The organism is Candidatus Bartonella washoeensis Sb944nv, from assembly GCF_000278135.1.
GTDB lineage: Bacteria > Pseudomonadota > Alphaproteobacteria > Rhizobiales > Rhizobiaceae > Bartonella > Bartonella washoeensis.
Genome location: NZ_JH725025.1, coordinates 35,090 through 48,980, shown reverse-complemented (window position 1 = coordinate 48,980; position 13,891 = coordinate 35,090). Strand labels below are relative to the sequence as shown.

Here is a 13,891-nt window from a genome sequence, read left to right as displayed (position 1 = left end):
ATGATACCAATCTAAAAAAAAGATGAATGTTGAAAAATATTTAGCAAAAGAGATGGAAATGAATAAGAAGCATCGGCATGGTCTCTCGGTTCGTGCATTTGCGAAAAAGATGTGTGTCTCTCCTAATGCGGTGGTTTCACGATTTAAGACAGGTAAATTTGATGCGGCTCTTTTTGAAGATGGTTCTGTCAATGAAACCCTTGCCACAGCCATCTGGAATGAGAATCCTACAAAGCGCCCTGCCCCACTTTTAGCATCTGATGGACAACGGCGGACAAAGATCAAACAAGCCTCGACAGATGGAGCCAACGAATACAAGATAAAACTGGAGCGAATGCAAGTTGCGCTAGCAAAAGAAAAGATTGCTCTGGAAAAGTTACGCGAAACAACTGTTGATCGTGAAGAAGTAAGAAAAGAAGCATGGAACTTTGGAAGAGCGCATCGAGATACAATGCTCAATTTTGCCTATCGCTTTGGTGCTGAAATTGCGGCGCAAGTGGGATGTGATGCTGCGAGCCTTATTGGAGCTATCGATCATCATATGCGCAAAGCTTTAATGGAAAATGTCGTCCCTGTTTCTTTTCACGATCCCAACATTTTAGAAGAGAATCCAGAACATGACAAATGATGCTTCTCCCCCATCCTCTGGTGCTGGACTCTTTTTTTGCTATGCGAATGAAGGACGCCGTCCTGACCCGCCTTATACTGTTTCCGAGTGGGCTGATAAAAATCGTTATTTGAGTACAGTCACGAGTGCTGAGCCTGGATTATGGAGGACTATACGTACCCCCTATTTACGAGAGATCATGGATAATCTTTCTGTTTATGATCCGACTGAAACAACCATTGTCATGAAAGGGGCACAGGTTGGAATGTCGGAAGCAGCGTTGAACTTTTGTGGTTATGCCATTCATCATAGTCCAGGACCGGCACTTTATGTGATGCCGACAGTTGAGACCGCTAAGAAACTGTCAAAGTCTCGTCTTGATCCGATGATTTCAGCTAGCCCTGCTTTAAGCGAACGCATTGCCCCTGCCCACGCACGAGACAGCGGCAATACAATGTTTTCGAAAGAATTTGATGGTAGAGCATTGATACTTACAGGAGCCAACAATGCTGCTGGTTTACGTTCCATGCCTATTCGTTATCTGATTTTGGATGAGGTTGATGCCTATCCTATCAGTATGGATAATGAAGGTGATCCGGTGATGATTGCAGATGTACCTGCCCGTGAACAGAATTTAAGTCTCTGCTAGAGTAAGCTGTCTACTGAGGTAAGACAAAAAAAACTAAAGGAAGTTGGCTTAGCAGATGAAAAAGCTGCTAATGACATCCGCATTCTGCATGATTTGCAGGCTCAATCATTACTTGGAAACCTGTTGAGCTTTTTATCATCCGCGTTCCAAAATTTTCTGAAACTCTGTCGTGACCATACCAACCGTAAACATGAGCTGACTATTCTGGATCTACAAATGGAAGCGCAACACCAAGGCCATACACAACGCCTTGAAGAAATATAGATTCAGGCTGATGTTGCTGAAAGCAAAGCACTCTATGCTCATGCTAGTTAGCCCAGCGGTATAAAATGCGTAGAGGCTTTGCGTGCCTCGATGCTTCCGGTTATTTTACCTATGCATTTTTCATTCTCTTCGCTATCGTTAAAACCCACTTCTCTCTTCAAGCCATTGGATCAGGGTATAGGCATTTGTGACGGACTGATCGCTGTATGAGACGTTGTAACACAAACGTTGTTTGCTTCTGTGATGTCTTTCTGTTTTGGTCAGCGTGCCTTAACAAAATTACGCTCAAATCCTTGAAAAACATGATTTTATTCACTTGATAAGCGCCCAGAATAAAACGTTACTGTAATTGTAAAAGCAATTGAAAACAATGAGATAACGCCATGAGCAAACTATTTTACAAAGCCATAATTGAGAACCTTCAAAACGAAAAATGCACCGATGCAGAGCTGAAAGCGCTGCTGAATGCTTTTGAATATACGGTCAAGAAAATGGATATCACGCTAGCTCACAAGGCTTGGTATGAGCTTAAAGATTATGTCACTGCTAAGCAATACAGAATTAACCTTTTTACGTTGATGATTGAGCCTAGAAAATCCTCAGGAAAGAGCAATGGCATAGCGTGTTTGAATACGGCAGCAAGAAGCTGAAAATTATAGAGACACTGGAAAAATGAGACATATCACACAAAACGGACTAAACATGATTAAACGGTTAGAGGGGTTTTATCGAACCTTTTATTTTTGTCCGGCAGGCTATCCCACCATCGGTTGCGATCATGTCGTCAAAGATGATGAGGTATTTTCAATGAGTATTGATAAAAACAGGCCGAAGAGTTGTTGCGGCAAGATGTGATGATTGCAGCACGTGCTTGCTACAGCTGATTAATGCGCCGCTGACAGATCTCCAACCCGATGCATTGGCATCTTTCAGCTACAATCTGGGCGGGTAGACATAAGGTCTCTAAAGAGCTGGTACAACGATGAGCTGCTGAAGCTGGTTGTATAGGCTATTCTTAAACTCATCCTCAACCTGATAGAATTTTCTCCTCGCCACCTTATTATAATCATAATTAGCACATTCCTACTTAAAATAATTAATTTAAAAGGAAGGTAGAAGGCTAGAACTTAAATCACAACTTTACATTATTGTACCCCATCCAATATAAGAAAAATCGCACGATTCAATTGAATCTCTATCGCCTTTTCTGTTTGAGCGGCAATATGAGATGTGGCATAAAATTGATCCGGACCAAGTGACAGAAGCCCTTGAGGATCATCAGTTATACCTTTATTGTTTTCCCACTCTTGATAATATCCATCCATATAAAAAAAACTTAAACTGCCAGCCTTAAGCAGCTCTTTAATATCTGCAGCTACAACTGTTCTCGGATTGGAAAAACAAAGTATAGATAACTTCGGATTCGCGTACGCCAGATTAACCCGATTGATGATTCCTTTGGTCGAATTATTGAAAGGAATACACATAACCAAAGCATCACAAGTTGAAACGAGACCTTTGAGATCGGATTGCATAAGGCTGAGTTCTTTCTCAAGCGTAGGTTTTGAACTTCGGCTGACATAGAGAATCTTCGCTTCTGAAATGAGACGTATCTTTCGGGCAAGAAGAGAACCGATCTCTCCAAGTCCTAAGATGCCAATTCGGCTTTCCGAGAGCTCTTTTCTGGGCTTTTGCCACCAAGCCGAACCATTCCGCATTTGTGCATAACTGTTGAAGGTACCTGCAAGAGAGCTAATCAACATGGAAAGTGCATATTCGGCTACCCCGTTGCAATTCATATGGGGTGTGTTTGATAGTCGAATACCTGTATTGCGAATCGCCTCTTCATTCACAAAGCTCGGAATACCTGTGCCTAGAAGCACCAAATGTTCTAGCTTGCTCAATTTGGATAACTCTCGGTGACCAATATATTCTGGTCCTCCTAAGATATAGTGGGTCACATCCGGAAAATAAGCGCGTATTTCTTCAAAATTCTTAGGATTTTCTATATGAATGATCTGAAAACCTGCGGTCTGCAATTGCACAAGATGGTTTTTCAGAGACGGTAAAGCACCTGTAGCCAACAACAAGCGTTGTCTATAATTACGAGAAGATTTTTTCATGATGAATTTTCGTTCTATTAGTTCAATTTCACTGATCTGTCCTCTTCACAGCTCGCCTTCAGAAATAGTAAATCTTTTTACACATTCATCAAAAATTTTATATATCAATGAGCTATGAGGACAGTTTCTCTTATAATCACTCTAATCCAAGATATTATCCGGATAAAATCTTATAATGGCTTGCATTAACATGCTGTCACTAATAGTTGAGGGGATTAATAAGTATTTCCAATACTCCTTCCCAAATACCCATGTCGCGATAACGGATACCGCAGCTCACATCCTAGCTCGCCAATACAACGTGGACAACCAATTGGTTTCCCTTCAAAACACCACACTATTTACCTTCTCGACCTGATAACTATGCGGTTCTAATAATCCCATACTTTGTGTCATATATCCTGATGTCATTACGGAATTCCCCCTTGCATTATAGAATCTACTATTTTAAGTGCTCATAGTTAAGCTATTTAAAGCTTTTCAAGCTTGAAATTAAAATTTTTTACGAAACCATCATTTGTTTCAGCGGGTCGTTGCTGCCTGTTAACAATTTTTTTAAGTTGTTCCTTGTGTATCTGATAATATGATTTCTGCGTATGCTGCAAGCTTTCCTTTATATAAAAATTGACTTTAGGTAAATTCCACGGCGGTACCGATGGTAAAAAATGGTGTTCTGCATGATAGTTGCTGTTAAAAAGAAAATATTTTAGAATCCTACTCTTAAGATAAACCGTTCGTGTATTTGATAATTTATTTTTACTCAAGCTACATTCATAGTGCTCAGCAAAAGATGTATAAAAGTTAAATGATAAGCCAATTTGCAACGGCAACCAATATCCCATTAAGCTGAACTTTGGATAATAGAAAGTTACAAATGCAATAAAAACTATCCATCCTAGAAGAAATATCGTATCCAGCTTCACATGGTTAAGCTGTTTCCTATTCTTAATAAAGAATGAACGATAGTTGAATAAACTTGCAATAGATAATCTGAAAAAGCCGTAGATAAAATCTAGATTTGATAAAGCCAAAAAATAGCTCGGAAAAGAATTAAGCTCTCCTTTTGGTTCTGTATCCCCTAGTTGAGATGTTCTTTGATGATGCACAAAGTGAAAAAACTTATATAATGAAAAATTCATTAATATAGGCATTGAAAAAAGCGTTCCCAAAATACGATTTAATTTTCTGCTGGCAAGCAACGTGCCATGACCACAATAATGCATAACTGAAAACAAACCCGAAAATAGAAGGCCCAGAAGTACGTCTGCAAAAATCCAAGTGTAGATGCTATCAAATTTAATTGCGAGCAATAGAACAGTTAGGTAAACAAAAACCATAATCAATAAACGCCCTAAACCTTTATACGATTTTCGTTCCGACAGCTCTTTTAAATGCGGCTTTATGGCTATAAGGTGGATCCGTTCTAATTCTTCTAATTCATTATCAGTCATTAAATTAATAACCTCTATTTGAAATAATTTTATTCTCTCTATTAAAAAGCATTGACTCTTAATATACCTAAAGCACTGCCAGTTTGTACGTTGATAATATGCCCACCATTCCCAGCACGGACTAGACCCCCACAAAATTTTTCATTGAACATATATAAGCCAAATACGACATTGGAATATTCTTTGCTGTTTTTTTTATCTTTATCAACTATCGTAACATCGTATTTATTACTCTCAACGAAACTTTGAACAATGTATTTTTCTTCACTTACAAGTATATCTTCAATCTTTTGTCGCCATATTTCTTCAGAAACATCTCTTCCTACTACAACTCCTCTCCCCCCACACCCAATAGAAGGTTTCATTACATAATTGTTTTTGTTCATCGTAAGGATAATTTCCATAGTATTATTATCCAGAACGAATGTCTTAGGAATATACTTATCAACTAAAATGCGCTCTTCAGGTGACAGTAATCCTCTATTTAAAGCTTTATAGATCAAAGCTAAGTTCATTTTATTCATTAGAATTTCGGATAGAGGTGAAATTGTCGGATAAAGAAATTTTTCTTTTATCAGTGCAAAATAGGTTTTATATCTATCTACATTTCGATCCACATCAATATAAGAAAATAGTTCAAGAGCGATAACAGGTTCATCAACAGAAATACTCTGCAATTTAGCTGCTGTAATGACCTCTATTTTTTCGATTCCGCAATGCTGTAATCCATTCATAACCCACCGAGTTGCTTCAGGTTCATGTATATAGTAATCATCATCCTCAATAATGAGAATTCTATTTACTTTAAGTTTATGGATGTATTTTTTTAGATAGTCTGCCAATCCAAATAAAGGATGAACCCAAGTTTCGTTACTGTTGCAATCTAGAATATTTTTCAGCTCTTGAAGCTTCTTTTGGCATATGCCCCCTAGAGCTAAGCCAGCATTCAATTCAATCACTTTTATCTGATTACCTGAAATTTACCTGAAATAAAAAAGTCCCAACGGTATGGGATACAATCACCTTGTATCTTGAATCTCTGCAATACAGAAATTAACTGGTCACTTAATCCTAAATTTTTAAACCACTGTTTTTGACTTCCTGAAAATAGCTTATCCTTTAAAGAAAATATCATCTTATATAGATAGTAGAAATCACGTGCTAGAGCTTGAGTCTGATGTTTTTCGAAAATAAACGAGGATGCCAATAATTTTCATCCAGGTAAAATAAACCCATCTTCTAAAGCGGCTTTCTGCATTTGAAATAATACGTCGCTTGTCTCAATACCCGCTTTAACCATTACATTGAAATTGAAATCTTTATGAATGGTATTTACAGAAAATTTACATAATGCATGCTGGGTATCAGCTACTACAGATTGACGGTTTGTTGAGGTAAAAACAATATCTGCTAGAGTATTGGAGTAGCTCATTTCAGCGGCAGCACTTTCGCCTACTGAAGCTGTTTTCATATAATAAACTTCAGATTTATAGCCTGTTTCTGGTAAAAAAATATTTTCAACATTAATCTGTGAAATATTATTCGGTAGCTTGGGAAAGTGAATTAATGAAGCAGCTTTTAATCTAGGCTTAGCGTATTTTTCTTCTACACTCACACCAATAGAAAGTAAGAAATGTCCTTCAATTATATCAATATCTGAAGAAGCTTTAATCATCATCGGAATTAAACCACCTGCTGGACGCAACCCAATTTCTAGAAATAGGTGTGGACTTGAATCACGATAAAACGCTTCAATATGAAGCGCGCCATTTGGAGGATTAAAAGTTTCGATGGCTTCTGTAATAAACTCGTTCCACCGAAGCAGCTTTTGTCTGTCTGTTTCAATTATAGAAACCAGAGGAGCACCATTAATAGCCCCATAACCAGCATTTTCTTGGTAACATCCTACAGAATAGAAAATGCACTTAGTATTTTCTACCAAGACATCAATATGATATAGGTTATCACTAATATATTCTTGTATTATAGGGTCTGATATCTTTTTAAGAGCATTTAATGCTTCGTTTTGATTTTTGCATAACATGACCCCAATTGAAGCTGCTTGATCTATGGGTTTTATTACAATCGGATACGTAGTACGGTTATTGAATACGTCTTCTTTTGTATATTGCACAGGTTGAACAAGTTTTCCGGTTTTGCTGATTTGCTCCGCCATCATAGCCTTATTCCTGAACCTTAGCATTTGCTCTAAGCTTAGCTTTGGCTCTAGTTTGAAAAAATTTTCAAGATAATGCGCACTTGAAACTGCAAACTCTTCCATAGCAACAATGTGTGTAGGCTTAAAGCTGTCAGTGATTTTAACAGCTAAGCTCTTTAAAACTTCAATATTTTCCATATCACTAATCTGGATACAGTTTTTTTGAGGTGTGCTAGAAGTTTGATTGTAACATTCTTGAATTATAATATACTCGCCGATTAGATGAGTATATCTCTTTACGATATCTTCTACTTCAGCCTTCATCCGTTCGCTCGTTACGAGAATTACTGGAAAAATTAAACCTTTTGTTTTTGCCATAGTCCCCTCACCCGCCAAGTGAAATCCGTTTTTTCATTAAAACTCTAAAGAATTGCCAAGCAATAATGACACAGATTACAGTTGAAAGCCAATAATAATATATTAAACTTGAATATGGGTTTAATAATGCCGTTACAGTTACACCCGCACCTACCAATGAGGGCACAAGAGAGATTATAGCTATCAAACTCATCATGCCAAATAGATGCGGTGGCAATAGATTGAGTTTGAACATCTCGCTATGTATATATTCAACAGGAAGATATTTTTGGCTTAAAAGTGAAATAGAATGCAGAAACGTTACAAAAGCCAGATTGGAAATGACAGTAAAAAAAACTGTCAACAAAGTAATTGTTATAGACAGCAGAGTGAAATCCAATTTGAGCATATTAACATACAATGCGTTTAAAATCAGTAAGCCAAAGAGTATTAGTAAGTTATTATTATTCGCCCATCGCAATAACATATGATAAACAAGAGGAACTGGCTGCATTAAGAGCGGCTCTAATTTACCTGAAAGAAGCGCATAAAAAAAATTATTTATCGATGAAGCAAAAGTGTTTAGTAATAATGATATCACTAACATAAAAAAAATAAGGCCGTTAAATTCTTCTAGCGTCCATCCTTTTAATGAGCTCGTATTTTGATAAATGGAATCAGCATATAATAATCTAATAAGGGTCACGATAAATGTTAAGGCAATGTACCCCACGAGATTGGCTTTATAGGCGCTAGAGTTTTTCAAACTATTTGAAACATAAGGTAGAAATTTTCCCATAATTTTAACCTCCTGCTGTTTCATATTTAGTCATAACAACTTTCCAATAAATTGCACAAAGAACAATGAATACAAACATATACAAGTTTAACTGAAGAGAATATGAGATTAGATTATCAATATTGGGGTCGATAATAAGTTCAGCGGGTGCGGCGATAATAAATCTGAACGGATTATAAAACATGATAGGTGCTATAGTTTCAGGCCAAAAGCTTGGGGGCAACATGGTCCCGCCTAATATGCCTTGCAGCGCAGATAACAGCGCTAAAAGAAAATCAGGCCGAACAAATTTAAATGTGCTAAGCGCCATAAAAAGGCCAATTAAATAACACAATATTTGTGTCTCTATGATATAGATAATCGTCCAGAACCAATAGAAGAAGCTTATAGTTTCGACTTCGAAAAAAAAAACAAACAGCCACAATGATAATAATTGGCCATGCATAGATAATAGCACCACCCAAAAAATCCCAAAATCTTTGAACCGGAATGGGTATAGGCCACAGTAAACGGGGTTCGAGTTCACCAGCTTGAATGTTTCGTGCAAAATATTCAATCACACTGTAAGAATTGTTAAGCCGCCAGAATGCTATAGAAATTGCAAAGTAGAACATTAATTGCTGAAAATTATACCCGCTTACACTTTCCTCTGCATTGCCTGCGTAAATATAGTTCCAAATAATATATTGCGTGATAAAAGGAATACTCGTTGCCAATAATAGATCGATTATGAGCATATATTTATCAATAAGGATCTCCTTGACGGCTATAAAAGCGAATAGCTTTGCACAACCCAGATATAGCCGCACTGTCTTTAGCATCAGGAAAGGTTTTAAACGCATTCTTGCTTCCCACTGTCCTTAAATTGTTTTAAATAAATGTCTTCAAGAGAAGGCGGAGAAAATTGAATTAAGATATTTGGCTGATCCATGACAAGCTTTTGTAAACATTCAAACATTTTATCTTTGATATCTGCGTCAATCAGCCATTCCATTTTCGATTGCGTCATAGCTTTTGAAATTATTTCACCTTGAGTTGAAATATAATCAACAGCTGCCTTGACTTGTTCAATAAAATCATCCGAAAGTGGGCATTCTTGTACAACAAGTGAGCTTGTTACAAAATTGCCAACTTTTTCTGATACTGTACTAACAGAACCATCAAAAATAATTTCACTTTCCTTGAGAAAAACAATCCTCGAAGCACAATGTTCTATATCCGCCATATCATGGCTTGTTATGATAATTCCTTTATTTTGCTGCTTAACAAGACTGTGAAGATATTTGCGCAACTCATATTTGGATAGGATATCCAGCCCAACAGTCGGCTCATCTAATATCAGTAAGTCGGGGTCATGAATAAGGGCGGCAACAACTTCACATTTAACCCTTTCCCCAAGGCTTAAATTTCGAACCTTCCTATTAAGGATTGAAGACAGACCCAAAGCTTGCGTAAGCTCTTCCAGCTTTAACATGAAATTTTTGCGATCTATATCATAGATTTTCTGTAATACAGCATAACTGTCTTTAACAGGCAGATCCCACCATAGGCTAGACTTATGTCCAAAAACAACGCCGATTCTTCTTAAGAAATCATAATCGCGATGTGAAGGGGAAGAACCCAACACCCTAACCTTGCCGCAATCAGCTTTTTGTAAGCCGCAAATTGTTTTGACTAATGTGGATTTTCCTGCTCCATTTGGGCCCAAAAGTCCTAAACACTCTCCAGCTTTTAACTGAAGCGTTACGTTTTTTAATGCATATTTATCATTATTTTCTTGCCTCTTTGAGGGAAGAAAATAATCCCAGAAGGCTTTCTGACTTTTGTAAACCTTTGAGATATCCCTTACATCAACTAGAGTTTGTTGATTATTCATCTTAACCATCAAGCTACCTTTCGAGCTTTATTTATTAACAGTTCCACAATCGCATCTGGAAACTCAAATCGATCCATTAAAATGTCTGGCTCTGGGTTAACTTCAATAAGGTAAAAATTCCTCCCAGCCCCTTCTATTATATCTACGCCTGCAATATCAAGCCCAAGAGCCTTAACGGCATCAATAGCCAAAGCAGTAGCGAGATTATCAAATTTTTCTGGAGGCAAAATCTCAATGTGTCCTCCATGTGTACCATTGCAAATTGGGTATAATCCACCGGAATTAAAAGCATACCTTTTATTACAAACCTTAACTTCGCCGCTGACAATATCGCATCGCCAAATAAATCTACCCGGATTTTCAATGAGAAACTGAATTATAAATTGTCCATCACGGTTTAACCATTTTTTTATTTCATCCAGAGGTGGATTTTTTGCTGCAAATATCTGTACTTCATTCGAGCAAAAACCCAATGTTGATTTAGCCACTAAAGCTATATCCTTATTTAATAGAAACTCGTTGAATTGGTTTAAGCTTTGGAATATATGAGTCTCTGGGATTGGAAAACCAAGCTTACCCAAGTAGATTGCTGTAAGAGCTTTATCGCGAGCTAATTGATAAGACAATGGTTGGTTAATTATCGCGTCGTTGACTGAAGGTAGATTTGCAAGCTGTATAAATTGGGAGTGATAAGAACACCTAAATTCTGCCAAGCGGTCCATAAAAATAGCATCAAATTCATCAAGATTTGAGGTAACTTCGTTTGGGGCTGCTAATATTCTGATTTCTGACCAGTGAATAAACTCTGTATTAAAGTTTTTTTTATAAGCGTAGCGTGCACTCTTTCTAGAAGAGGATGCATTTCGTCATAGATAATCGCAATCATATATGAATGCATTGAATTTTCCCTAAAAATTAAGCTGTTTTTTTATATTGTTAAAGAATATACGCCTTTTGAGTTTATTCAAAGGAGGAATATGATCTACAGTGACCAACTCAATATCTATTTTTGAGTGAAAAAGATAACACATTTCATTCGTAAAGTTCTTAATGCATTGCATCGCTTTGTTGGAAGGCGTACCGCTTTTCCAAATCGTTAAAATTCGTATCTTATTAACTTCTTCTTGTATTACTCTAAATTCAATGATGCCAGCGTCATCATGACTCAACCATTTTTCTGCAATTTCTAACATCATGCCTGAAGGTACTAATCTATTACTTATACTTATAAATGCATCGTCTATTCTTCCATGTATTGCTTTTATTCGTCTATAGGATGACCCACAGCAACACTTTTCTCCAGCCCAACCATTATTACTTCCAGCTGTTTGCCCATGCCACTGCCCAAAGTCACCTTGATCATAGCGGATTATAGGCATAGCCATGTTCCATAGTGAAGTGCCAACAATCCTGCCCAAATCACTATCGCTATCAGTAATCAGCTCAATATGCGTGTCATGCTCCAAGAAGTGGTAGTTTCCTTCTGTACATTCATATGCCATCAAACCGACTTCCTCACTACTGTACTCATCTCGAACTTTTACATTTAATGAAACCTCTAACTTATCCCGTTGGGTTCTAGTCGAAGTTTCAGAATTAGTACTCAAGCAAGTGACTCCCAGCCCCACTAAATCTATATTAGAATCTGCTAATTTTTCTGCGGCACTAAATATTGAAGAAATAAATTTAGGTCTGAGCAGCTGAATATGCTGCTTGATTGACTCTATCGGGCAACGTTGAGATACCGTAAAAACTCTATAAAACCCACATAAATTAGTATGCCACCAATGAGCATGATTAATATTATATATCCATTCTTTGGGATTAAGTTGATTGCCCGACATTTCTTCAAACATATTCATGCGATGGATTGTATCAATTTCAGTGAGTGATTGATCCATCATTATTTGTACTGGTTTACCTGTAGACCCAGTAGTTTCAAGTCCACGCAGCTCGTCATGGAGCAAGTGACTTGACAAATGATATGAATTAAGATCTCCTACAAAAGGTAAATGTTCTCGTGAAATTATTGGCAGTCGCGTAAAATCATCATATGATCGAATTTCTCCTACACTATAGCCTATCTCTTTATATAGATCACGATAAAAAGGCACTGATGTAAAAGCCCAATCGACTAATTCTCCTAATCTCTGAAGCTTCCATTTGCGCAGGCTAACGTCGTTAGATCTCACTTTTAACTTTAGCATATCACGTGTATAGGACCATCTAGACAGTACCTTATATTGAAGCCAAGGTAATTCTGGCTTTAAGAAAGCCCAATCTATTTTAAACCTTTCTATATCTTGAGCAACGTTAGAGCCTAATGTTTGCATATTCACCCCCCTATCTCCAAGCACTGGACACAGCTTCACGTAACCTCTGCAATGCCAATTCAAATACACTGTCTTGCTTCATTAAACTTGCCCTCACAAATTGATGCCCTAATTCATCAGGCCTACTCCAATAGAAATATCTACCAGGCAAAAGACACAAGCCAAAAGCTTTGCAGTGCTGCACGAATTCAAGATCACTAAACCCTGTCGCCGAGCAATCAATCCACTCTAACGGCATAGCCGATTCAACAGATTTTTTTGCTATCTCTAAATTTGTTTGATTTAATATATTACGAAAATTAGTACGCCTAACATCCACTTCTTTCCATAGCACTTCTTCTAATCCAATCTCGGATGCTTTCTCAACAATTCTGCTGATTACTTCCAAAATAAAGGGAGACACGCATAAAAATATTTCCTCGTAAATTTGTTGTATTGCACTTTTAAGCTCAGAATGGAAGAGCATTAAGCTAGCTTTCATATCTTGCGTTGGAAAAGTCTTACCAGAATCTTCAATGATTACATATTTAACACCTGAACTATCCAATATCTTATGATAATCTGGTTTTTTACGATCATAAAAACTAAATGTAGCATCAATAATCAGTATGACAGTACGCTCGCGACACACGTCAGCGATATTTGAAAGCTGGTTTTCATTAAAGATCATCCCTGTAGGATTGTTTGGATTTACTATAAATAAAGCGTCTAAACTATTTTCAATAAAATAGTTCGAAAGTGCATCTTTATCTGAAGAGAAAATAAATAAATCATCTTCTAGGAGCGGTACTAAGTTTACGTTGCGCCTTCTCATTAGTAGAGGGAGATTATCAAAACATGGTAATAAGAGAGCAGTCCTTTTTCGAGAGCAAGCTAAGTATGCACCTACTATATCAATAGAATTAGAGGCTGTCGGGCAAATGAGATATTCCGCATGTTTCGCCATCGTTGGTGATTTTGACAACTCACCCCATTTTTGAATGAAACGCGCCTATATCTCAGGTATTTTGTGTGATTTTGCCCAGTCCCAACTATCTTTTAATCCCACAATAATATCATTAAAGCTCTCGTGAAGATTGTAATATGCATGACCATCCGCAAGATTTGCTTCTTGTGTTAAAGCAGACCTTTCATAGTAAGTAAGTGCTGACTTAAACAATTGCCCCCCTATTATCTCTAAGTTTCAAGGTATCGCCAATATACTAATATAAAAATAAATCAATACATTATTAATTAAAAACAACTGCCAATGATAGCATATGACTTATCATTTC

Annotated in this window: 14 protein-coding genes and 1 pseudogene; 4 read left to right on the top strand and 11 right to left on the bottom strand. The window is 37.1% G+C overall.

Annotated elements, in window-relative coordinates:
- The first annotated feature begins 58 nt into the window (after nt 1-58).
- The 4 genes and pseudogenes from MCQ_RS06745 (at nt 59) to MCQ_RS09950 (ending at nt 2,472) form a co-directional block, all read left to right on the top strand.
- Nucleotides 59-628: a hypothetical protein gene (locus MCQ_RS06745; RefSeq protein ID WP_035008194.1), complete on the top strand. Its 570-nt coding sequence runs from the start codon at nt 59-61 to the stop codon at nt 626-628.
- Nucleotides 618-1,220, top strand: a pseudogene (locus MCQ_RS06740) (phage terminase large subunit family protein); the annotation flags it as partial. The gene MCQ_RS06745 and the pseudogene MCQ_RS06740, both read left to right, overlap by 11 nt.
- A gap of 683 nt (nt 1,221-1,903) precedes the next feature.
- A complete protein-coding gene (locus MCQ_RS06735) occupies nt 1,904-2,170 on the top strand; it encodes a hypothetical protein (protein WP_006924375.1) in 267 nt (88 codons plus the stop codon).
- A 164-nt stretch (nt 2,171-2,334) separates the two neighbouring features.
- Nucleotides 2,335-2,472: a glycoside hydrolase family protein gene (locus MCQ_RS09950; protein WP_420021780.1), complete on the top strand. Its 138-nt coding sequence runs from the start codon at nt 2,335-2,337 to the stop codon at nt 2,470-2,472.
- A 193-nt stretch (nt 2,473-2,665) separates the two neighbouring features.
- Here the strand turns inward: MCQ_RS09950 and MCQ_RS06730 are convergent, their stop codons facing one another.
- The 11 genes from MCQ_RS06730 to MCQ_RS06675 all read right to left on the bottom strand — a co-directional run bounded on the left by MCQ_RS06730 (nt 2,666) and on the right by MCQ_RS06675 (nt 13,581).
- Nucleotides 2,666-3,643, bottom strand: a complete 978-nt coding sequence (locus MCQ_RS06730; protein WP_006924374.1) for an NAD(P)-dependent oxidoreductase — start codon at nt 3,641-3,643, stop codon at nt 2,666-2,668.
- 470 nt (nt 3,644-4,113) lie between these two features.
- On the bottom strand, nt 4,114-5,094 hold the full coding sequence (locus MCQ_RS06725) for a fatty acid desaturase family protein (protein WP_006924373.1): 981 nt from the start codon (nt 5,092-5,094) through the stop codon (nt 4,114-4,116).
- A gap of 41 nt (nt 5,095-5,135) precedes the next feature.
- Entirely contained in the window at nt 5,136-6,053 is a 918-nt protein-coding gene (locus tag MCQ_RS06720) for an ATP-grasp domain-containing protein (RefSeq protein WP_006924372.1), read from the bottom strand.
- A 254-nt stretch (nt 6,054-6,307) separates the two neighbouring features.
- Nucleotides 6,308-7,630, bottom strand: coding sequence for an ATP-grasp domain-containing protein (locus MCQ_RS06710; RefSeq protein WP_006924371.1), 1,323 nt, complete (start codon nt 7,628-7,630; stop codon nt 6,308-6,310).
- Between the two features lie 7 nt (nt 7,631-7,637).
- Nucleotides 7,638-8,408 (bottom strand): ABC-2 family transporter protein, encoded by a 771-nt coding sequence (locus tag MCQ_RS06705; protein ID WP_006924370.1) that lies wholly within the window; start codon nt 8,406-8,408, stop codon nt 7,638-7,640.
- 4 nt (nt 8,409-8,412) lie between these two features.
- Entirely contained in the window at nt 8,413-8,718 is a 306-nt protein-coding gene (locus MCQ_RS09450; protein WP_006924369.1) for an ABC-2 family transporter protein, read from the bottom strand.
- On the bottom strand, nt 8,708-9,250 hold the full coding sequence (locus MCQ_RS06695; protein ID WP_006924367.1) for a hypothetical protein: 543 nt from the start codon (nt 9,248-9,250) through the stop codon (nt 8,708-8,710). The genes MCQ_RS09450 and MCQ_RS06695 overlap by 11 nt, the downstream gene beginning before the upstream one ends.
- Nucleotides 9,241-10,293: an ATP-binding cassette domain-containing protein gene (locus MCQ_RS06690; RefSeq protein ID WP_006924366.1), complete on the bottom strand. Its 1,053-nt coding sequence runs from the start codon at nt 10,291-10,293 to the stop codon at nt 9,241-9,243. Before MCQ_RS06690 ends, MCQ_RS06695 begins: the two co-directional genes overlap by 10 nt.
- Nucleotides 10,293-11,006 (bottom strand): ATP-grasp domain-containing protein, encoded by a 714-nt coding sequence (locus tag MCQ_RS06685; RefSeq protein WP_006924362.1) that lies wholly within the window; start codon nt 11,004-11,006, stop codon nt 10,293-10,295. The genes MCQ_RS06690 and MCQ_RS06685 overlap by 1 nt, the downstream gene beginning before the upstream one ends.
- Before the next feature lie 186 nt (nt 11,007-11,192).
- Nucleotides 11,193-12,617 (bottom strand): phenylacetate--CoA ligase family protein, encoded by a 1,425-nt coding sequence (locus tag MCQ_RS06680; protein ID WP_006924356.1) that lies wholly within the window; start codon nt 12,615-12,617, stop codon nt 11,193-11,195.
- Nucleotides 12,618-12,627: 10 nt separating this feature from the next.
- Entirely contained in the window at nt 12,628-13,581 is a 954-nt protein-coding gene (locus MCQ_RS06675; RefSeq protein ID WP_146739250.1) for an aminotransferase class I/II-fold pyridoxal phosphate-dependent enzyme, read from the bottom strand.
- Nucleotides 13,582-13,891: the final 310 nt, after the last annotated feature.